The organism is Mangrovimonas xylaniphaga, from assembly GCF_001280435.1.
GTDB lineage: Bacteria > Bacteroidota > Bacteroidia > Flavobacteriales > Flavobacteriaceae > Mangrovimonas_A > Mangrovimonas_A xylaniphaga.
Genome location: NZ_LBIP01000017.1, coordinates 182757 through 202037 on the forward strand (window position 1 = coordinate 182757; position 19281 = coordinate 202037).

General features: G+C 39.7%; 18 protein-coding genes. 10 read left to right on the plus strand and 8 right to left on the minus strand.

Annotated elements, in window-relative coordinates:
• Window positions 1-2 precede the first annotated feature (2 nt).
• The 5 genes from ZA06_RS10750 to ZA06_RS10770 all read left to right on the plus strand — a co-directional run bounded on the left by ZA06_RS10750 (window position 3) and on the right by ZA06_RS10770 (window position 5094).
• Window positions 3-1619 carry a S8 family serine peptidase gene (locus ZA06_RS10750; RefSeq protein ID WP_053977468.1) on the plus strand — a complete coding sequence of 539 codons (1617 nt, stop codon included), beginning with the start codon at window positions 3-5 and terminating at the stop codon, window positions 1617-1619.
• Complete coding sequence (locus ZA06_RS10755) at window positions 1620-2567, plus strand: NAD(P)H-dependent flavin oxidoreductase (RefSeq protein ID WP_053977469.1); 948 nt, start codon at window positions 1620-1622, stop codon at window positions 2565-2567.
• 338 nt (window positions 2568-2905) lie between these two features.
• Window positions 2906-4291, plus strand: a complete 1386-nt coding sequence (locus ZA06_RS10760; RefSeq protein ID WP_053977470.1) for an MATE family efflux transporter — start codon at window positions 2906-2908, stop codon at window positions 4289-4291.
• Window positions 4292-4297: 6 nt separating this feature from the next.
• Entirely contained in the window at window positions 4298-4525 is a 228-nt protein-coding gene (locus ZA06_RS10765; RefSeq protein ID WP_053977471.1) for a hypothetical protein, read from the plus strand.
• Window positions 4526-4527: 2 nt separating this feature from the next.
• Window positions 4528-5094 carry a phosphatase PAP2 family protein gene (locus ZA06_RS10770; RefSeq protein WP_053977472.1) on the plus strand — a complete coding sequence of 189 codons (567 nt, stop codon included), beginning with the start codon at window positions 4528-4530 and terminating at the stop codon, window positions 5092-5094.
• Here ZA06_RS10770 and ZA06_RS10775 read toward each other — a convergent pair.
• Genes ZA06_RS10775 through ZA06_RS10785 form a run of 3 tightly spaced genes read right to left on the minus strand, consistent with a single transcriptional unit; the run spans window position 5081 to window position 8044 of the window.
• On the minus strand, window positions 5081-6715 hold the full coding sequence (locus ZA06_RS10775; RefSeq protein ID WP_053977473.1) for an ArnT family glycosyltransferase: 1635 nt from the start codon (window positions 6713-6715) through the stop codon (window positions 5081-5083). The two genes, ZA06_RS10770 and ZA06_RS10775, sit on opposite strands and share 14 nt — an antisense overlap.
• Window positions 6693-7331 carry a lipid-A-disaccharide synthase N-terminal domain-containing protein gene (locus ZA06_RS10780; protein WP_053977474.1) on the minus strand — a complete coding sequence of 213 codons (639 nt, stop codon included), beginning with the start codon at window positions 7329-7331 and terminating at the stop codon, window positions 6693-6695. The genes ZA06_RS10775 and ZA06_RS10780 overlap by 23 nt, the downstream gene beginning before the upstream one ends.
• Entirely contained in the window at window positions 7328-8044 is a 717-nt protein-coding gene (locus tag ZA06_RS10785) for a glycosyltransferase family 2 protein (RefSeq protein WP_053977475.1), read from the minus strand. The genes ZA06_RS10780 and ZA06_RS10785 overlap by 4 nt, the downstream gene beginning before the upstream one ends.
• A 100-nt stretch (window positions 8045-8144) precedes the next feature.
• On the opposite strand from ZA06_RS10785, the gene ZA06_RS10790 reads away from it, so the two are divergent.
• Window positions 8145-9086 carry an NAD-dependent epimerase/dehydratase family protein gene (locus tag ZA06_RS10790; RefSeq protein WP_053977476.1) on the plus strand — a complete coding sequence of 314 codons (942 nt, stop codon included), beginning with the start codon at window positions 8145-8147 and terminating at the stop codon, window positions 9084-9086.
• A gap of 101 nt (window positions 9087-9187) precedes the next feature.
• Here ZA06_RS10790 and ZA06_RS10795 read toward each other — a convergent pair whose 3' ends face one another.
• Entirely contained in the window at window positions 9188-9763 is a 576-nt protein-coding gene (locus ZA06_RS10795; RefSeq protein ID WP_053977477.1) for a DUF2911 domain-containing protein, read from the minus strand.
• Between the two features lie 291 nt (window positions 9764-10054).
• On the opposite strand from ZA06_RS10795, the gene ZA06_RS10800 reads away from it, so the two are divergent.
• The 4 genes from ZA06_RS10800 (at window position 10055) to ZA06_RS10815 (ending at window position 13544) form a co-directional block, all read left to right on the plus strand.
• Complete coding sequence (locus ZA06_RS10800) at window positions 10055-10606, plus strand: RNA polymerase sigma factor (RefSeq protein WP_053977478.1); 552 nt, start codon at window positions 10055-10057, stop codon at window positions 10604-10606.
• The gene (locus ZA06_RS10805) at window positions 10590-11162 is read left to right on the plus strand and encodes a hypothetical protein (RefSeq protein ID WP_053977479.1); all 573 of its coding nucleotides are present in this window, start codon (window positions 10590-10592) and stop codon (window positions 11160-11162) included. Before ZA06_RS10800 ends, ZA06_RS10805 begins: the two co-directional genes overlap by 17 nt.
• Window positions 11163-11165: 3 nt before the next feature.
• Window positions 11166-12791: a hypothetical protein gene (locus tag ZA06_RS10810; RefSeq protein ID WP_205625709.1), complete on the plus strand. Its 1626-nt coding sequence runs from the start codon at window positions 11166-11168 to the stop codon at window positions 12789-12791.
• A 63-nt stretch (window positions 12792-12854) separates the two neighbouring features.
• Window positions 12855-13544 carry a peptidoglycan DD-metalloendopeptidase family protein gene (locus ZA06_RS10815; RefSeq protein ID WP_053977481.1) on the plus strand — a complete coding sequence of 230 codons (690 nt, stop codon included), beginning with the start codon at window positions 12855-12857 and terminating at the stop codon, window positions 13542-13544.
• On the opposite strand, the gene ZA06_RS10820 is transcribed toward ZA06_RS10815, so the two are convergent.
• The 4 genes from ZA06_RS10820 to ZA06_RS10835 form a co-directional block, all read right to left on the minus strand.
• Window positions 13522-14544, minus strand: a complete 1023-nt coding sequence (locus ZA06_RS10820) for an SMP-30/gluconolactonase/LRE family protein (RefSeq protein WP_053977482.1) — start codon at window positions 14542-14544, stop codon at window positions 13522-13524. The genes ZA06_RS10815 and ZA06_RS10820 overlap by 23 nt on opposite strands.
• Window positions 14545-14708: 164 nt before the next feature.
• Complete coding sequence (gene secA, locus ZA06_RS10825; protein WP_053977483.1) at window positions 14709-18062, minus strand: preprotein translocase subunit SecA; 3354 nt, start codon at window positions 18060-18062, stop codon at window positions 14709-14711.
• Between the two features lie 176 nt (window positions 18063-18238).
• Window positions 18239-18460 (minus strand): DUF2795 domain-containing protein, encoded by a 222-nt coding sequence (locus ZA06_RS10830; protein WP_010177336.1) that lies wholly within the window; start codon window positions 18458-18460, stop codon window positions 18239-18241.
• 171 nt (window positions 18461-18631) lie between these two features.
• Complete coding sequence (locus tag ZA06_RS10835) at window positions 18632-19207, minus strand: cob(I)yrinic acid a,c-diamide adenosyltransferase (RefSeq protein ID WP_053977484.1); 576 nt, start codon at window positions 19205-19207, stop codon at window positions 18632-18634.
• Window positions 19208-19281: the final 74 nt, after the last annotated feature.

A 19281-nucleotide genomic window follows, 5' to 3' on the forward strand; every position in this document is an offset into this window, starting at 1 on the left:
AGATGTTCAAAAAAATATTGCTGTTTGGCATACTTGCCATAAGTTATTTGGGCCATGCCCAAGAAGATGCATGGGTATATCTTACCGATAAATTGGATGTTGAGGCATCCATCAACAATCCCATTTCCATTTTATCACAGGCTGCCATCGATCGAAAAAATGCCCATGGTATTCCTATTGACAGTCGCGATGTTCCCGTTAACGAAGCTTATATTTCAACGCTTAAAACCCAAGCGGGCATTACTGTTTTGGCAAAGTCCAAATGGTTCAATGCGGTGCATGTTAGGGGAGCCCAAACAGATATTTCGGCATTATTGGACTTGCCTTTTGTAGACAGTATCGACTTTGCCGATAATAGCTTGGACCTTTCTTCAGGAAAAATGGCTGCCATTCAAAATAAATTCAGTTTAGAAGAAATCACCTCCGATTTTGTTTATGGAAATGCCCAAAACCAAGTTGAAATGCTCAATTTGGAAACCTTACATCAACTCGATTTTACAGGTGAAGGTATTGTAATTGCGGTATTGGATGCAGGATTTCCAAATGTCAATACGATGGCTGGATTCCAAAGATTACGAGACAATGATGATTTATTGGATGGCTATGATTTTGTGAACAGGACAAATGATATCTATGTCTATTCAGATAATGATCATGGTACACGGGTATTAAGCACTATGGCAGGTTATGTGGAAGAACAATTTGTAGGAACCGCTCCAGATGCCTCCTATTATCTTTTTAGAACTGAAGATGCGGGAAGTGAAAATCCTGTAGAGGAAAGTTATTGGGTGGAAGCTGCCGAGCGAGCCGATAGTTTGGGAGTACACATTATAAATTCATCTTTGGGATATAATGAATATGACAATCCAAATTATAGTTATACCACTGCAGACATGAATGGCAACACGGCCTTTATTTCAAAAGGAGCTAACATTGCTTTTGAAAAAGGCATTTTGGTAGTGTCTTCCGCGGGAAATTCCGGGGCAACCACATGGCAAATTGTTGGAGCACCGGCTGATGCTGCTAATGTACTTTCTGTAGGCGCTGTAGATTCGGAAGGGAATTATGCAGCTTTCAGTTCTCAGGGAAATGAAACGCAGCCTACCCAAAAACCAGATGTTGTGGCTCAAGGAGCTGGAGCGTCTGTTATTAGTCCGAGCGATGCTTTGGTGTCCAATAGCGGGACTTCCTTTAGTGGTCCAATTATAGCTGGTGCTGCGGCTTCCTTATGGCAGGCTTTTCCATTGGAAACGAATGCAGAAATTAAGCAGCGGATCCAATCATCTTCCTCTCAATATGATTCGCCTGATAATTTGTTGGGCTTTGGCATTCCAGATTTTGGATTGGCCTATGATATGCTTTTGTCCGTGCATGAGATGAGTTTAGATGAAATTCATATGTATCCCAATCCTGTTAGAGAAGAATTGACCATTCAATTGGGAACGCTTTATGAGGAAACAACATATTCCTTGTGTAATCTCCAAGGGAAGGAATTACAATCAGGTACACTGACCCAACAGTTGGAAGATATTAGTGTTTCTGGCTTGGCTCAAGGCATGTATGTACTTTCTTTGAAAACGAAAACACAAATCAAATCTATAAAACTTATCAAACTATAAATGACAAATAGAATTACAACACTTTTTGATATAGAATACCCCATAGTTCAAGCAGGAATGATATGGAACAGCGGCTGGAGATTAGCCTCTGCAGCCAGTAATGCTGGTATATTGGGATTGATTGGCGCAGGCTCTATGTATCCAGAAGTACTGCGAGAACACATCCAAAAATGTAAAAAGGCAACAACAAAACCTTTTGGGGTGAACGTTCCAATGCTGTACCCGAACATTGAAGAAATTATGGATATCATTGTGGAGGAAGGTGTAAAAATTGTCTTCACTTCGGCGGGAAATCCCAAAACGTGGACGTCTTGGCTGCAAGAGCGAGGCATTACAGTTGTGCATGTAGTAAGCAGTGTGAAATTTGCGTTGAAAGCCCAAGAGGCAGGAGTGGACGCTATTGTTGCCGAAGGTTTTGAGGCAGGAGGACACAACGGGCGAGATGAAACAACTACGTTGACTTTAATCCCAATGGTAAAAGAGCAATTGCAAATTCCATTGATTGCAGCAGGAGGCATTGCTACGGGAAGAGGCATGTTAGCCGCGATGGTTTTGGGTGCTGATGGTGTTCAGGTAGGAAGCCGTTTTGTGGCAAGTGAAGAATCTTCTGCTCACATGGCCTTTAAAGAAGTGGTGGTAAATGCCAAAGAAGGGGACACACAATTAACTTTAAAGGAACTGGCGCCAGTGCGTTTGGTGAAAAATAAGTTCTTCAATGATATCCAGGAACTGTATACCAAAAGTCCTTCGGTGGAGGATTTGAAAGCGCTTTTGGGAAGGGCAAGAGCTAAAAAAGGCATGTTTGAAGGGGATTTGGAAGAAGGAGAATTGGAAATTGGCCAGATTGCAGGTTTGATCCACGATATCAAGCCCGTTCAAGACATTGTAAGTGAGATGGTACAGGAATTTAGAGAAGCCCATGCCCAACTAATAGGATTAAAAATTTAGGGATTTTTATCAGAGAAAGGAAGCCAGTTTGCCAACTGCCAACTGAAACGGTAAGCCATAAAATAACAAAAAGGAGATCTTGTCTCCTTTTTGTTTGAAACCATTCACGACTTAATCTTTAAAATCCCTCAAAAATTATGGCGTAAAAAGTTTCAACTAGAACTAACTCAAATAATTACTTAAATTTAGGAATTAAATGCTTTTGTTAAAAGGAATTCCTAAAGGAGTTATTAACAATTTTAAATGTAATTAATTGATTTGTAATTAAATACACTGTTTCGGCTTCTTCTTTACTATACGTTATAAAAGCATATCTTTGTCGCATTAAAAAGAATAACGTGAATCTTTCCCTTTATACTAAAGAGTTTAAATACAATTGGAAGTTGGCAGCCCCCGTGATGTTAGGGATGTTGGGCCATACTTTTGTGAGCTTTGTAGACAACGTTATGGTGGGGCAGTTGGGGACCGCCGAATTGGCTGCAGTGTCCTTGGGGAACAGTTTTATGTTCATCGCCATGTCCTTAGGAATAGGCTTTTCTACGGCCATTACGCCTTTGGTTGCGGAAGCCGATGGTGCCGAGGATTTTCAACAAGGAAAATCAGCTTTTAAACACGGTTTGTTTTTGTGCACGCTCTTGGGCATTTTGTTGTTCTTGGTGGTTTATTTTTCCAAACCGTTAATGTATTTGATGAAGCAACCTGCAGAGGTTGTGGAATATGCCATGCCTTATTTGGATTTGGTGGCATTTTCCTTGATTCCTTTAATCGTGTTTCAGGCTTTTAAGCAATTCAGTGATGGTTTGTCCATGACCAAATACCCAATGTACGCTACCTTATTGGGCAACATCGTAAATGTCGTTTTGAATTATATTTTCATTTTTGGAAAGTTTGGATTTCCAGAACTGGGAATTGTTGGTGCTGCTTACGGAACCTTGGCATCCAGATTTATAATGGTGGCCTTTTTATGGATGTTGCTAATGAAAAAAGAAAAATCCAAGGCCTTTGTAACCCATATTAAAATATTTGTACTCGATAGATTGATGCTGCGCCAGCTTTTAAAACTGGGAACCCCCAGTGCCATGCAAATGTTTTTTGAAGTAGCCATTTTTACGGGGGCTATTTGGTTAAGTGGTTTGTTGGGTAAAAATCCCCAAGCGGCCAATCAAATTGCATTAAACCTATCTTCAATGACCTTTATGGTTGCCACAGGTTTGAGCGTAGCAGCTATGATTAGAGTAGGAAACCAAAAAGGACTTCAAAATTATACCGAATTGAGACGAATTGCCTTCTCCATCTTTTTAATGGGTTTTATCTTTGCGGTGATTTTTGGACTGTTTTTTTACGCTTTCCACGGAAGTTTACCAAAACTATATGTCGACTTTAATGATGCTAAAAATGCCATGGATAATGCCGAAGTGGTTGGCATAGCTTCAACTTTGCTCATTGTTGCGGGATTTTTTCAGATTAGTGATAGTATCCAAGTGGTGATGTTGGGAGCCTTGAGAGGTTTACAGGATGTAAAAATACCAACAATCATTACTTTTATATCTTATTGGGTCATAGGGTTTCCTGTTTGTGTGTTTTTGGGGAAGGAAGAAGCCTATGGCAGTTTTGGAATTTGGATAGGCCTTTTGGCTGGTTTGACCGCAGCGGCCATTTTATTGTACATCAGGTTCAATTATTTGACCAATAAATTAATAGAAACAAACAAATTAGATTCATAATACACGATGGAATTACCAAAATTTTTATTGGGAGACAACACCGATTTCCCTGAAGCCATTTATATTATACATACCGATTTTCCTAGGTTCATCATCAATTTGGAAAACGATGATATTGAATGGTTGGAAGAGTTCGACGAACACGATCAAAAGGAAGTGGAGGCTGAAATTGAAAATTTGATTAATGCAGCTACCGACTTTTATGACCGTGAGGTGGCACGTTACGAAGAGTAGGCATGGAGCAACTCATTCAGTATGACACCGATTTATTTTTATGGTTAAATAATTTGGGCAATCCTACATGGGATGGCTTTTGGTTGGCGGTCACCAATAAATTTACCTTTATACCTTTGTATGGGGTATTACTGTATTTGCTTTACAGAAAAATGGGAGCCAAGTCATTGCTAATTTCTGTAGTCGTGATTGCTTTTATGATTGCTTTTACAGACCAGATTAGTAGTTTGTTTAAACATGGTGTGCAACGTCCTAGACCTTGTAAAGAAGCTGACTTAATGGAGCAAATGCGATATATTGCAGAACGTTGTGGACGCTACGGTTTCTTCTCCGCACATGCAGCCAATTCTATGGCCATAGCGGTTTTTACAGGTTTGTTATTGAGACCCTATTATAAATCCTTGATTTTTGCACTATTGTTTTGGAGTGCTTTTGTGGCTTATAGCAGAATTTATGTGGGCGTGCATTATCCTTTGGATATTATCTGCGGAATGACATTTGGAGCCATGTCTGGTTTTTTGTTTTACAAACTCAAACAAAAGGCTGATTCCCGATTTATTTCTTCCTAAGAATATAATACTCGTTTACCAACCTACCATTATGTTTTTTGGAGTTTTTTTCTGCTAAGTTCAAATCGAAAGTGGTTTGAAACTCCATCTCGTATTGATTGGATAATAAGACTTTATCTTCCTTGGATAATTTTTGGGTTAGGAGTCCGAATGCATCTGTTTCTGGAAGCTGAAATGTACCTTCTTCGGTTTTTAATGAAGGAATTTTGTCTCCAAATTGCCATATCACTTCAGGAGAAACGTAGCCCAATCCATAAACCTGAAGTTGCTCTTCATCTGCTTCGGCCTTTAAATTTGAAACTGGGTTGTAATTGGAGCCTTTTAAGGCATTGGCCAAAGTCAACCCTGTTAGGAATAAAGAAGCGAAAAACAGGACTGTAAAATAAAATACTTTAGGGAAATCTTTCTTTTTCAATTGTATGATAATTCCAATACCTAGCCCCAATACAGTAAGAGAAGTGAGTATATAAGGAAACCAATAGTTGGTAATGTTGGAACCTAAAAAGAAGTAAGCCGCAATGGGAAATGCCACTCCAATTAAAGCAATCAATCCAAAATTGAAATACACAGGAATAGTTTCTCTTTTATCTTTTAGATCCTTAAAGCTTCTAAACAGATATTCAATATAAAATCCAGTGTTAATTGCCAATGGAATAAGCACAGGCATTAAGTATCTTGACTTTTTTTCTGGTACAATAGACAACAGAACCACGGCCAAAATTGTCCAATAAAAACTAAAACGGTAGGCTTTTAAGTTCGATACTCGTGTTTTCAGATACGGATATAACAATCCAATAAAAGCTGGAATAGTCCAAATGCCGCTTTGGGTGAAAAAGCTCCAATAGTAGTAAAACGGTCTTACGTTGTAACTTCCCCAATTGCCAGTTTCTCTTTCTGCAATTTTGGCAAACGTACCGGGATCATTTAGTCTAACATACAGGTACCACCATCCCCCAATAAGGAGTCCTGTAACAAGGAACAGCAAAAGTGCAGGGATTTTTTTTGTAATGGCTTTGTATTTGTAAACTATACCGTAAGCTATAAGAAAGGGAAGCAATAGTGCATAAAAGGAAACGGGACCTTTGCAAAGAATGGAGCCTCCCAACATAACCCCTGCAATGATGACATATTTGTAGTTGGCGTTTGGGGCTTGAAAAAATTGAAACAGAAAATAAATCCCCATAAGCATAAAACCATGGGTGAAGATATCCCAGGGCGCTTCCATAGTAATGCCGATGACATAGAAAGACGTTACTACAATCAAGGCATTTATAAAGCTGTGTTTGGTGTTTTCCGTAAGCTGTTTTGAAAGCAAAAATGTGAAAATTCCTGTAAGGGCAATAAAAATAATGGCAGGAAACCTGAGGGCTGTTAATTTTGTAATTCCAAATATTTGAGCGAAAATGGCCGTAAACCAAGTAGGTAATGGTGGTTTTTCGTAACGAGCTTCCCCGTTCATGGTAGTCAAAAGCCAATTGCCGTCGGTTAACATTTCTCGGGCTGTAATAAAATTACGGGCTTCCATAATGCTAACTGGAAGGTAGTGAATCGTAAATCCTAACATCAACACTACAAATAAAAGCAGTACAATGATAGGGTTATGCTGAAGTTTTTTGAGCATTTGATTTTCTTATTAAAAGTAAATTTCGGGCATAGATAAACGATCCCAAACTATGGCCGGTAAAAAGAACAGGGTCTTTTCTTATAATGGCATAGGTTAAAATGAGCAAGGAACCTATAAGGCTCAAAAGCCAAAATCCAAATGGTAATTCCGATTGTTTTCTTCGTTCGGAATAAATCCATTGGTACACAAACCGAAGGGTGAATATCACTTGGGACACAATTCCCAATAGCAAGAGCCAGAATGGAATGGCTTCGTTTTTAAACAGCAGTTCCCTATCGATAATATTGTTGTTGTAATAATAGACTACAATAAGCACAGGAAACCCCAATAAAAAATATTGCAGGGGTTTGAATAGTTTTTGCCATTCTCCTTGTAGCTGCAGATTACGGATGTAAATATAATAGGTAAGACCCTGCCCAAGCATGATGGCAAAATCGTTACGTAAATAGCCATACACAAACAATAAAAAGGAAGCGATCAAGCTAAGTGACCAAAACAGGGTAGGAGTGATGACTTTTTGTTGTTTTTCCGAGGTGACCCATTGAATGATTAACCTGGAGGAAAACAAGGTTTGGGCGATAAACCCAATACTATATATTAGCCAATCGCTCATTTACTTGATTTGGAAACCGTATAGTTGATGTATTTTTTCTTCATCCATAAGTAGGCGAAGCAGTCCATTAAAGGACCGAAAAGTCTATTCCAAAGTCCAAATTTTGCGGTTCCGGCAATTCTAGGAAAATGCTTTACAGGTACTTGCAAAATCTTTCCGTTTTGCAATAAGATCATTGCAGGTAAAAAGCGGTGAAGGCCTTTAAACATTGGAATTCTTTTGGCATAGTCGGCTTTAATGACTTTTAAAGGGCAACCTGTATCGTCCATCCCATCGTGGGTAAATGCTCTTCTGATACCGTTGGCAATTTTGGAAGACATATTTTTTACAAAGGAATCTTTTCTGTCTGCCCTTACGCCGGTAACAAGATCGTATTCGCCAATGTGTTCCAAGAGTAAGTTGAAATCCTGAGGATCGGTTTGTAAATCGGAATCGATATAGCCCACCAATTCCGTATCAGCATAATCAAAACCAGCTTTAATGGCTGCGCTTAAACCTCTGTTTTCCTTAAAGAGAATGTAATTAAAAGCGTCGTTTCTATTGCAAATGGTTTCAATAAGTTGCTGGCTATTGTCTTTGGAACCGTCGTTTACAAATAACACGCAGCTTGGGACGCTTGCAATTTTGGTATAGGCCAATAATTCCTGTTCCACGCGTTCTAAATTATCTTCTTCATTGTAAACAGGAACAATTATGGTAAATTTGTAATGCATCTAAAATGTATTAGGTGGTACAAAAATATTCTTTTTTAAGTAAATCGAAATTATTCTTATTGATATAATAGTTGTTACTTTGTCTAAAATTGTGTCACAAATGAAAATACTTGTTACGGGAGCCGCCGGATTTATTGGATCCCACACAGCAGAACGTTTGCAGTCCTTGGGACATGAAGTGATTGGAGTGGATAATTTTTGTCCTTATTATAGTGTAGCTTCCAAGGAAATAAATGCCGAAGCACTTGCTAAAAAGGGGATCTCAATTATCAAGAAGGACCTTAGGGATGAGGCACTTTCAGAGGTGTTGCCTACAGATGTAGACTATATTTTTCATTTTGCAGCACAGCCAGGTATTTCTACCACGTCCACCTTTGAAGATTATTTAAGCAACAATATTTTGGCTACAAAGCAACTTGTGGATTATGCTTTGGAATGTCCCAACCTTAAATTGTTTGTAAATATTGCTACGTCTTCTATTTATGGTTTGGAAGCTACTTTTACAGAGGATGTCGCGCCAAAACCAGCTTCACACTATGGAGTGACTAAGCTGGCGGCTGAACAAATGGTACTTCAAAAAAGTAGAGAACAATTGTTTAAGGCGTGTTCATTGCGTTTGTACTCGGTGATAGGGCCAAGGGAACGTCCTGAAAAAATGTACACGAAACTTATAGAATTAGGAATTAAGGGTGAAGCCTTTCCTTTATATGAAGGCAGCGATACGCACTTAAGAAGTTTTACCTATGTAGGTGATATTGTCGACGGGATTGTAAGTGTTGTTGGAAAAGAAGACAAGGTGAATGGAGAGGTTATCAATCTGGGGACTGAAGTGGAGCACACCACACAGGATGGTATTGATGCCGTTGCAGAAGTATTGGGTAAACCTATAGCCATTAATGTGATTCCTAAGCGTCCTGGAGATCAATTGCGTACCAAGGCCAATATTGATAAGGCACGCCGTTTATTGGATTACAATCCACAAACCTCCTTGTTGGAAGCGGTAAAAGCCCAAGTGGCATGGTATAAGGAAACGTTTTTATAAAGAGATTTAACAGATATTGAAAAAATGAAGGGTACACATTGTGTACCCTTTATTTTTTATGTCGAAACTTGAAATGGAGTTTCAATTTAGATCTATAAATCTTAAGGTAACGTATCCTTCTTAACAGAAATAGGTACCGCAACTTTGGTTTGGTCCCAAGCCATAGTCAAGTCTAAATTGCCAGTAGTATTATCAAATCCAATGGTGAACTGTTCCACAGTATTGTTCAAGGATTCTACTGGAACTTCTATTTCCAAAATATCGTATTGCGGCTCACGCATAGGTTTCATTTGTTCATCCACACCCCAGGGATAAAGTTTGGTATTCAAAATCACGTTCCAAGAACTATCGCTTGGAATGGTCCAAAGGGTATAAATACCTTTAGGAATGGCAATTCCTTGAATGTAAAGCGGTTTGTTAGTTTCAAAAGTTGTAGCTTCGTTTGCCCCAGTACGCCATACTTGGTCATAAGGCACCAAGCCCCCAAAAATTTCCCTTCCTTTTTTGTAAGGACGGTTGTATTGTACTTTTAGGTCCAGATCGTTCAGGGTAAACTCTATAGTGTCCTTCGGACTTAAACGTTTCGAGAAGATGTTTTCAACAAAAAAAGAGTATAAAAAAAGACCAATTGCAACCACCAACAGTACCCATAATACCCATTTAAAAAATCTATTCATTCGCCATCTAATTTGAAGTGTAAATATAAGGATATTGAAAAGCTTTCAAAACAGCAGAACGTTAATTATACAGGCTTTAGTATGCCATGACAAATGGAATTCAATTTTAAAGGAATTCCCGTAATTTTATAACAGATAGAAAGTTGTAAAGCGTGTTTAAATGCTACTTTGTATTTCAAATACATAAAAATGACCTTGTAGGCAGAAAAAAATAACACCATTTGTCACACTTTATTTTTTTAGACGTCTTTAAGAAGAACTTAACCGAGTAACCAAAAAGTTTCGAAGCGAATGTTTCAAATTGACCTTATTGAGAAATGCAAGCACAACAACCGTGCGGCACAATTGCAGTTGTACAAGCAATATTGCGACGGCATGTTTGTGGTGGCCATGCGTTTTGTGAAGGACTCCATGGAAGCTGAAGATATCGTACAGGAGTCTTTTATCAAAGCCTTTACTAAACTGCACCAATATAAGGCAGAAGTTACTTTTGGAGCTTGGTTAAAACGTATTGTCATCAACAAAAGCATCGATCTTTTAAAATCCAAAAAGGAACATTTGTTGCAATTGGAAGAGGTGCACCTCAAGGTAGTCGATGGTCCAGAAGATGACAATTGGTTGGTAGAAGATTCCCTTGGCTTGGAAGATGTTAAGGCGGCTATTCAAGAATTACCGGAAAGGTATAAATATGTGGTGATGTTGTATTTGATGGAAGGTTATGACCATCAGGAGATTTCAGAAATCCTCAACATTACCGAAGTGGCCTCCAGAACCCAACTCTCAAGAGGGAAGACTAAATTAAAAGAACTATTAATACAAAGGAACAATGGCACAAGATATTAGAAATCTGTTTAAGGAGGAATCCAAGGTGTCCAATCAAGTAATGCCTAAAGGGCACGAAGCCCGTTTTTTGGAGAAATTGGAAGCCGAACTACCACAACAAAAGCACTCCCGTCCAATGTTTAGGATAATTAGTATGGCGGCGAGTATTGTGGTTATGCTTGGGTTGGCAATTGGAGCTTACACCTTTTACGAGGGGAAAGAAACCGTAACTCCCGATAAAACAAAAGAGATGGCTTCAAACCTGAAATCTTTGGGAGATATTTCCCCAGATTTAAAAAAGGTGGAAGATTATTATCTGGCCAACATTAACTTGGAACTGTCCAAAGTGGAGTTGAATGACGATAATAAGGAGCTGTTTGACAGCTATGTGGTACGCCTTGAGGAATTGAATAAGGAATACCAGCGTCTGTCGGTGGAATTGACCCAGTCAGGTCCCAATGAGTTGACCGTAAGCGCCTTGATAGATAATCTGAAATTGCGCCTTAACCTATTGTATCGATTAAAAGAACAATTAAAAGACCTAAACGATTCCGAGTTTGGTCAGGACAATGTATAACAAATGAAAACAACAATGACACATACCTATAAACGCCTGTTAGGGCTATTGTTACTCGTCGTAACGTTCAGCGTATCGGCACAGCAGAAACTTAATAAAGTATCGCAGTCCATAAAAGTGGCCGATGATGTCACCATCGATTTAAATACCAGTCATGTTCAGATTGAAGTAGATACTTGGAACCGCGATGTGGTAGAAATTGAAGCTTATGTTGAAAGTGATAAACTCTCCGCCGCAGAATTGGAAGCCGCCATGAAGGCTTGGAAGTTGACTGTTGATGGTTCTGGAAATTTGATCACGATTCATTCCAAAGAACCAGGAACCAGTTGGAATGGGGTTTATGTAGGCGATTTCGATTTCGACTATAATTTTGAATTCGATGCCATCCGGGATCTAGAGTTTGAGTTGGCGCAGTTGCCAGCACTTCCCGAGCTTCCAGAATTACCTGAGATGCCCCCTATGCCTGAACTTCCAGATATGGCTATGCCAGAAATGCCCGCGCTTCCAGAGTTGCCAGAACTTCCCGAAGGGATCCATAATGTACATTTTGATACAGAAGTCTATAAAAAGGAGGGAGAGAAATATTTGGAAGAATGGAGTAGGGAGTATGAAAAAAAATACGGTAAAGCTTACAAGGATAAAATGAAAGCTTGGGCCAAGGAAATGAGTAAGGTAGATTTCAAGGCTTATGAAGAGCAAATGAAAGTTTGGGGAGAAGCCTTTGGAAAACAGTTTGGTGAAGAATACCAAATGAAAATGGAAAACTGGAGTAAACAGTTTGATGAAGAATGGGGCAAAGCCTATGAAGAAAAGATGCGTGAATGGGAGAAGCGTCACGAAAAGGAGTTAGAAATGCACACTCGAGAATTAGAAAGACGTCAAGCACAACAGGAACGTCGTCAGGCTGAAATGGAAAAACAGTTGGAACAGCGTATCGAGGCCCAACAACGCAGGGAGGAAGAACGAATGAAACGTTTTGAAGAGCGCCAACAGTTTCATGAACAACGTCGTGAAGAACTGGAGCGCTCCATGGAAGCCAAACAAAGCAAGGTGAAAAGGGTGATTAAGATAAAAATGCCCAAAGATGCCAAGCTGAAAATGAATGTGCGACATGGAGAATTGAAACTCTCTTCAACCATAAAAAATCTTAAGGGTGAATTGTCTTATGCCACTTTATTGGCCAATCACATTGATGGAAAGCATACTTCCATCAATGTGGCCTATTCGCCAATTTGGGTGGATGTTTGGGATATGGGAGAACTCAAATTAAATTATGTGGAGGAGGCTCACATCAAGTCGGCCGATAGATTGGTGCTTAGTTCCAATTCCTCTAATATTAGCATTGAAGCCTTAAAGGGAAATGCGGTAATCAACGGAAGTTTTGGCGACTTGACCATCGATAAAATAGACGATTCCTTTCAAAACCTTAATGTCGTTCTAGAAAATAGCGATGCTATTATTAATCTGCCCAAAACAGAACATAACCTGCAGTACAATGGCAATCGCTCAAGATTTAGTCATCCCCAAAAGGCCCCTTCACAAAATATGTCTTCCTTTACCAATAATTTGTTAAGTAGCAATAAAAGTATTGTGATCAATGCCAAATTTAGCCATGTTACTATGCGATAATATCTGAAGTCATTTGGAGATTATCTTAATAGAGAATGCTATTTTTGAAGAAACATTGAGACAATGACAGCTACGGAGTTTTCCCAGTTACTTACAGGTTTAGGCAATTCAAAATCGATGGTTTTGGATACGAATATTTCTAGGGAAAGCTATGTGTTATTGGACCTTTCCAAAAACAATGCATTACTTCAATCCGTTGATGTTTCCAATAGCTCAAAATTGGAAGCATTTGTCAATTCCCATTTAGAAATTCATAATGCTAAAGTGGCTTTTGGAGGCTATTTGGAAGAACGCAATATTTACCAGAGGAGCACACATTTTAAACCTAAGGATGGTGATTTGGAACGTTCCATTCATCTGGGGATGGATTTTTGGGCAAAAGAAGGAACAGGGGTTTGCTCGCCTTTAGCTGGACGTGTACATAGCTTTCAAAACAATACTAATTTTGGAGATTATGGCCCTACAATTATTTTGGAACATAAGGTTGGAGAGGCAATTTTCTATACTCTATACGGTCATCTAAGTTTGGAGTCTTTGAAATCCGTATCAGTTGGGAAGCCTATAGAAAAAGGAGAGGTGTTTGCATCATTGGGGGCTGCAGCCGTTAATGGCGATTATCCTCCACATTTGCATTTTCAGATTATTAGGGATTTGCAGGGAAAGGTAGGGGACTATCCAGGGGTATGCCATAAATTGGAAGTAGACTTCTATCGAAATAATTGTCCGGATCCTAATTTTCTACTGCAGTTATAATGTTTTGTTCGGCTTTAAAAAACGGACTTTTTACTCCTTTTACACCGGGCACCGCCATAAAGATAGAACCTGCCAAAGGATAAGTGCCATATTCATCTGTAGTCATGTCTTGACTGGAAGTTGTGATAAAAAGGGTTTCCAAATTCTCGCCTCCAAAGGCGCAAGAGGTCACGTTATGGGCAGGTACCTGTATTTTAGAAAGCACCTCGCCACTTAAAGGATCGAAGCGAATCACTGCATTACCATTCCACATTCCAACCCATAGCTTGTCTTCTTCATCAATGGTCATGCCATCAGGAAAACCTAAGGAATCTGGAACTTTAACAACCACGCGTTCGTTTGAAATTTCAGCAGTTGTATCATCGTAGTCATAGGCCTTGATTTCTGCTGTAGGCGTGTCTATATAGTACATGGTGTGTTTGTCTTTAGTCCAAACAATACCATTTGAAATGGTTACGCTATCTTTCTTCAGTTGGGCATTGCCTTTTTGGTCTATCATGTAGAGTTTAGCATCATGAGGGCGTTGTTCCAAGCCCATGGAACCTACCCAAAGGCGACCTGAAGGATCACATTTTCCATCGTTAAAGCGATTGCTTGGGATATTTGCCTCAACATCCGACAATAGGGTGAAAGTTTTGGTGTCTATTTGTAAAATATAAATACCGTCCTCCAGGGCTACCACAGCTCTATTGGCATCTACGGGCACTACTGTACCTATTTTAGTTGGCGTTTCAATAGATTTATCGGCTTTTGATTTTGGATTGTAAATGTGCAGAGCCTTGCCGTCAATATCTACCCAGTATAATTCTTGGCTTTCGTGGTTCCAAAAGGCACCTTCTCCCAATTGGGCTTTAATTTTATATTCAAGGGTGGCTTGTGTTTTTAGAGCCATATCCGTTGGCTTTTTATGCTGTTTAATGTTACAGCTCCATGCAGAAAGAAGCAGCGTCAACAGGGCGCAAGAGTAAATTTTGGTCTTGACTTTAGAAACCGATAGCATAGGTTAAGTTCTTTGATGGAGAATAAAAGTAATAAAATCGGATTTAAAATCAATATAAATAATTGAAAAAGCGATTTTTATAGTCCGAAAGCCCTATAAACACTATAAAAAAAGCTCCTGATGTTTTATCAGGAGCTTTAAGAATATAGGTTAGTAATTGTGGTTTATTCTTCAATAATTACCCAATCACCCTTGGCCAATAAAGGCTCAGCTTGTTTGAATTTCATGGTTTTGTTTTCACCGCTCATGACATTTTTGATGGTAACCTTGTCGTTACGGCCAATTTTTGGTTTGTCCCTCACAACGGTTTCTACAGCTTCGGGCTGGCTTTGGGTATTCCCGGCAGCACGACTTTGAGCAGCTCGCTCATCCATATTAGGAATTTCTTCTTTAGTCGTTTCCAGTTTTTCTGCACGTTTGGCACGAGCTTCTTGAATGGTGCTTTGGGTTTCTGTAGGTAATTCCCCTTTGAAAAGGAACGAAATTACATCCTTGTTCACTGAATCCAACATGCGCTTGAACAATTCAAATGCTTCGAATTTATAGATCAATAACGGATCTTTTTGTTCGTGAACTGCCAACTGTACAGACTGTTTCAACTCGTCCATTTTGCGTAAGTGAGTCTTCCAAGAGTCGTCCACAATGGCCAAGGTAATGTTCTTTTCAAAGTCATTGATAAGTTGCTTACCATTGGTTTCGTAAGCCTTTTGAAGGTCCGTTACTACTTGAAGTGTTTTTACACCATCGGTAAATGGCACTACGATACGCTTAAATTTGTCCCCTTGATTTTCAAATACATTTTGAATTACTGGGAAGGCCAATTCTGCGTTGCGGTTCATTTTTTCACGATAGTGCTCAAATGCTGCTTTGTAAACTTTACCAGCGATTTCCTGTACCGATTGTTTTCCGAATTCAGCCTCAGTAATCGGAGAGCTCATTGAGAAATAACGAATCAATTCAAACTCGAAGTTTTTAAAATCGTTGGCTCCTTTGTTGGATTCAGCAATGGTTTCAGCTGTATCATAAATCATGTTGGCCAAATCCACACGTAAACGTTCTCCAAATAGGGCGTGGTGACGACGCTTATAGATGACTTCCCTTTGGGCGTTCATGACATCATCGTATTCCAATAAACGTTTACGAATTCCAAAGTTGTTTTCTTCTACTTTTTTCTGTGCACGTTCAATGGATTTGGAAATCATGGAGTGTTGAATTACTTCTCCTTCTTCCAATCCCATTCGGTCCATCATTTTAGCTATACGCTCACTACCGAACAAACGCATTAGGTTGTCTTCAAGCGATACGTAGAACTGTGAGCTACCTGGATCTCCCTGACGTCCAGAACGACCACGCAACTGACGGTCCACACGACGAGAATCGTGACGCTCGGTACCAATAATGGCCAAACCACCCGCAGCTTTCACGGCTTCGGTTAATTTAATATCGGTACCACGACCAGCCATGTTGGTAGCGATGGTTACCTGACCTGGTTGTCCTGCTTCAGCAACAATGTCGGCCTCTTTTTTATGAAGTTTCGCGTTCAATACATTGTGAGGAATCTTGCGAATGCTCAACATTTTTCCTAAAAGTTCACTGATTTCCACCGAGGTTGTACCAATCAATACAGGACGCCCTGCTTGTGATAGTTTGGTTACTTCGTCGATTACAGCATTGTATTTTTCACGCTTGGTTTTATAGACTAAATCTTCGCGATCATCACGCGCAATTGGTCTGTTGGTCGGAATTTCCACAACATCCAATTCGTAGATTTCCCAGAACTCCCCAGCTTCGGTTACTGCTGTACCTGTCATTCCTGAAAGTTTGCGGTACATTCTGAAATAGTTTTGAAGCGTAATGGTAGCAAAGGTTTGGGTAGCGTCCTCAATTTTTACATTTTCCTTGGCCTCGATAGCTTGGTGCAATCCGTCGCTGTAACGACGCCCTTCCATGATACGTCCCGTTTGCTCATCTACAATCATTACCTTGTTGTCCATGACCACATATTGAATATCTTTCTCGAATAGGGCGTAAGCTTTCAACAATTGGCTAAGCGTATGGATACGCTCTGACTTTACACCAAAATCCCTAAACAGTTCTTCTTTTGCATCAGCTTCATCTTCTTTAGAAAGGTTTTGGGCTTCGATTTTGGCAATTTCCACACCAATTTCCGGCATGACGAAGAAATTAGGATCATCATTTCCTGAAAGATATTCTACTCCTTTATCGGTAAGTTCTACCTGATTGTTTTTTTCATCAATTACATAGTACAGTTCCGCATCAATTTTCGGCATTTCGCGGTTGTTGTCTTGCATGTAGAAGTTTTCAGTTTTCTGAAGCAACATTTTGATTCCTTCTTCACTCAAAAACTTAATAAGTGCCTTGTTCTTTGGCATCCCACGGTATACACGTAATAATTGGAATCCTCCTTCTTTCGTGTCACCGGAAGTAATCAATTTTTTAGCTTCGGCCAACACTCCCGTCAAAAATTGACGTTGGGTAGCAACGATAGAATCAACTTTAGGCTTTAATTCTGTGAATTCATGACGGTCTCCTTGTGGGATTGGTCCAGAAATGATCAATGGGGTACGGGCATCGTCAATCAATACCGAGTCCACCTCATCCACGATAGCGTAGTGGTGTGGGCGCTGTACCAAATCGTCTGGCGAATGGGCCATGTTATCACGTAGGTAGTCAAAACCAAATTCGTTGTTGGTACCATAAGTAATATCGGCATTGTAGGCTTTTTTACGAGCAGCAGAGTTAGGTTGGTGGTAGTCGATACAATCCACGCTCATTCCGTGGAACTCAAACAACGGCGCCATCCACGCGCTATCACGTTTTGCCAAATAGTCGTTTACGGTTACCAAGTGCACCCCTTTCCCTGCAAGGGCGTTAAGGTATACTGGTAGGGTAGCCACCAAGGTTTTCCCTTCCCCTGTTTGCATTTCAGCAATTTTTCCTTGGTGCATGGTGATACCACCTATCAGCTGTACATCATAGTGTACCATGTCCCAAGTAATGGCTTTTCCTGCGGCATCCCATGAGTTGGCCCAAACTGCTTTATCGTCTTCAAGCACCACATATTCTTTGGAACCTGATAGTTCACGATCGAAAGCGTTGGCCGTTACTGAAATGGTTGTATTGTCCTTAAAACGTTTTGCAGTTTCCTTAACTACAGCGAAGGCTTCAGGAAGGATGTCGGTTAAAACGGTTTCGGTAACCTTGTAGATTTCGTCTTTGATACCGTCGATTTCTACATATATATCTTCTCTTTTGTCAATGTCTTCAGTGGCTTCAGCCTCTTTTAATAAGGCTTCCATTTTATCGTTCAATGGCTGTCTCGCTTCTGCAATTTGCGCTTTGAAAGCAGCTGTCTTGGCACGCAATTCATCATGTGACAGTTGTTCTAGGGCGCTTTCAAAGGACTTTATTTTATTGACTATGGGTGTAATTGCTTTGACATCCTGTTTGGATTTGTCGCCAACAAATACTTTTAATACTGAATTTAAAAAACTCATGGTGTGTTGTTTAGCTTGTCGTTGGTGGGATGCCAACGTATATGTTATTAAATATGTTGTTGCCTTTGCAAGCGTTTAAAGGCTTCCAAAGATAAGGTTTGTGCAATGTTTATTAAAGTATAGCGTATAAAAAAAGTCTCTATGTTGAGACTTTTTAACTATTCTTTCTGATTTATTTAGTATTCGTCCTCGTTCCAGAGGTAATCTTCGTCTGTTGGATAGTCTGACCAGATCTCCTCAATAGAATCGTACGAATCACCTTCATCCTCAATGGCCTGTAGGTTTTCAACTACTTCCAATGGCGCTCCTGTACGGATAGCATAATCTATTAATTCGTCTTTAGTGGCTGGCCACGGAGCATCACTTAAATAAGATGCGAGTTCTAAGGTCCAATACATTTCTTATAGATTTAGAATTTTCTGCAAAAATAAATTTTTAGTTGAAAAAGTCAAGAAAAAAATGAATTATTTCAATGTTAACTAATCATTAATAAAAAGAGCGTCCTTTTTTTGTGAAATTCCTAACTTTCTGTCTAGGATACTACAAAAAAGTTGCACTTCCAAAATTTATTAAGATTCTTTTTTAGGAATCCATTTAATTTCTTCGGCTTGCAAGTCGTAGGACAACTTTCGTGCCAATACAAACAGATAGTCTGAGAGACGGTTTAAATACATTAAAGTTTCTGGTTGAAAGGGGCTGATCTCGTTTAAAGCAGAGGCTAAACGCTCAGCTCTACGGCATACACAGCGTGCAATGTGACAGAATGACACGGTTTGATGGCCTCCGGGCAGGACAAAGTGTGTCATAGGTGGTAAACTGTCGTTCATTTGGTCTATGGCTGTTTCCAAAATTTGAATGTCAGCTTCAGATATTTTTGGGATGTTGAGACGTTCTTTGCCGTTTTTTAAGGTCCATTTTTCTGGGTCGGTGGCCAAAATGGCACCTACGGTAAACAAATGGTTTTGGATATCTACCAATAAGGCTTTGAATTCCGCAGCCATGTCTTGGTCCCTTAAAAGTCCGATATGGGAATTGAGTTCATCTACGGTGCCGTAGCTTTCAATGCGTATATGGTGTTTGGGAACGCGGGTGCCGCCAAATAAGGCTGTACTCCCTTTGTCTCCAGTTTTGGTGTATATTTTCATGGGTTTAAAATCTATATTACTAAGGTCAAAGGTACTGTATTTTAGATGGTTTGTACAGTGTCCTTTGGTAGGGT

What these genes read in the sequence shown, in the direction of transcription:
- ZA06_RS10815 (WP_053977481.1), top strand. Translation starts at nt 12,855, where the DNA reads ATGACAGCTACGGAGTTTTCCCAGTTACTTACAGGTTTAGGCAATTCA.
- ZA06_RS10800 (WP_053977478.1), top strand. Translation starts at nt 10,055, where the DNA reads ATGTTTCAAATTGACCTTATTGAGAAATGCAAGCACAACAACCGTGCG.
- ZA06_RS10795 (WP_053977477.1), bottom strand. Translation starts at nt 9,763, where the DNA reads ATGAATAGATTTTTTAAATGGGTATTATGGGTACTGTTGGTGGTTGCA.
- ZA06_RS10835 (WP_053977484.1), bottom strand. Translation starts at nt 19,207, where the DNA reads ATGAAAATATACACCAAAACTGGAGACAAAGGGAGTACAGCCTTATTT.
- ZA06_RS10770 (WP_053977472.1), top strand. Translation starts at nt 4,528, where the DNA reads ATGGAGCAACTCATTCAGTATGACACCGATTTATTTTTATGGTTAAAT.
- ZA06_RS10785 (WP_053977475.1), bottom strand. Translation starts at nt 8,044, where the DNA reads ATGCATTACAAATTTACCATAATTGTTCCTGTTTACAATGAAGAAGAT.
- ZA06_RS10755 (WP_053977469.1), top strand. Translation starts at nt 1,620, where the DNA reads ATGACAAATAGAATTACAACACTTTTTGATATAGAATACCCCATAGTT.
- ZA06_RS10830 (WP_010177336.1), bottom strand. Translation starts at nt 18,460, where the DNA reads ATGTATTGGACCTTAGAACTCGCATCTTATTTAAGTGATGCTCCGTGG.
- ZA06_RS10810 (WP_205625709.1), top strand. Translation starts at nt 11,166, where the DNA reads ATGAAAACAACAATGACACATACCTATAAACGCCTGTTAGGGCTATTG.
- ZA06_RS10750 (WP_053977468.1), top strand. Translation starts at nt 3, where the DNA reads ATGTTCAAAAAAATATTGCTGTTTGGCATACTTGCCATAAGTTATTTG.
- ZA06_RS10765 (WP_053977471.1), top strand. Translation starts at nt 4,298, where the DNA reads ATGGAATTACCAAAATTTTTATTGGGAGACAACACCGATTTCCCTGAA.
- ZA06_RS10780 (WP_053977474.1), bottom strand. Translation starts at nt 7,331, where the DNA reads ATGAGCGATTGGCTAATATATAGTATTGGGTTTATCGCCCAAACCTTG.
- secA (WP_053977483.1), bottom strand. Translation starts at nt 18,062, where the DNA reads ATGAGTTTTTTAAATTCAGTATTAAAAGTATTTGTTGGCGACAAATCC.
- ZA06_RS10805 (WP_053977479.1), top strand. Translation starts at nt 10,590, where the DNA reads ATGGCACAAGATATTAGAAATCTGTTTAAGGAGGAATCCAAGGTGTCC.
- ZA06_RS10820 (WP_053977482.1), bottom strand. Translation starts at nt 14,544, where the DNA reads ATGCTATCGGTTTCTAAAGTCAAGACCAAAATTTACTCTTGCGCCCTG.
- ZA06_RS10790 (WP_053977476.1), top strand. Translation starts at nt 8,145, where the DNA reads ATGAAAATACTTGTTACGGGAGCCGCCGGATTTATTGGATCCCACACA.
- ZA06_RS10775 (WP_053977473.1), bottom strand. Translation starts at nt 6,715, where the DNA reads ATGCTCAAAAAACTTCAGCATAACCCTATCATTGTACTGCTTTTATTT.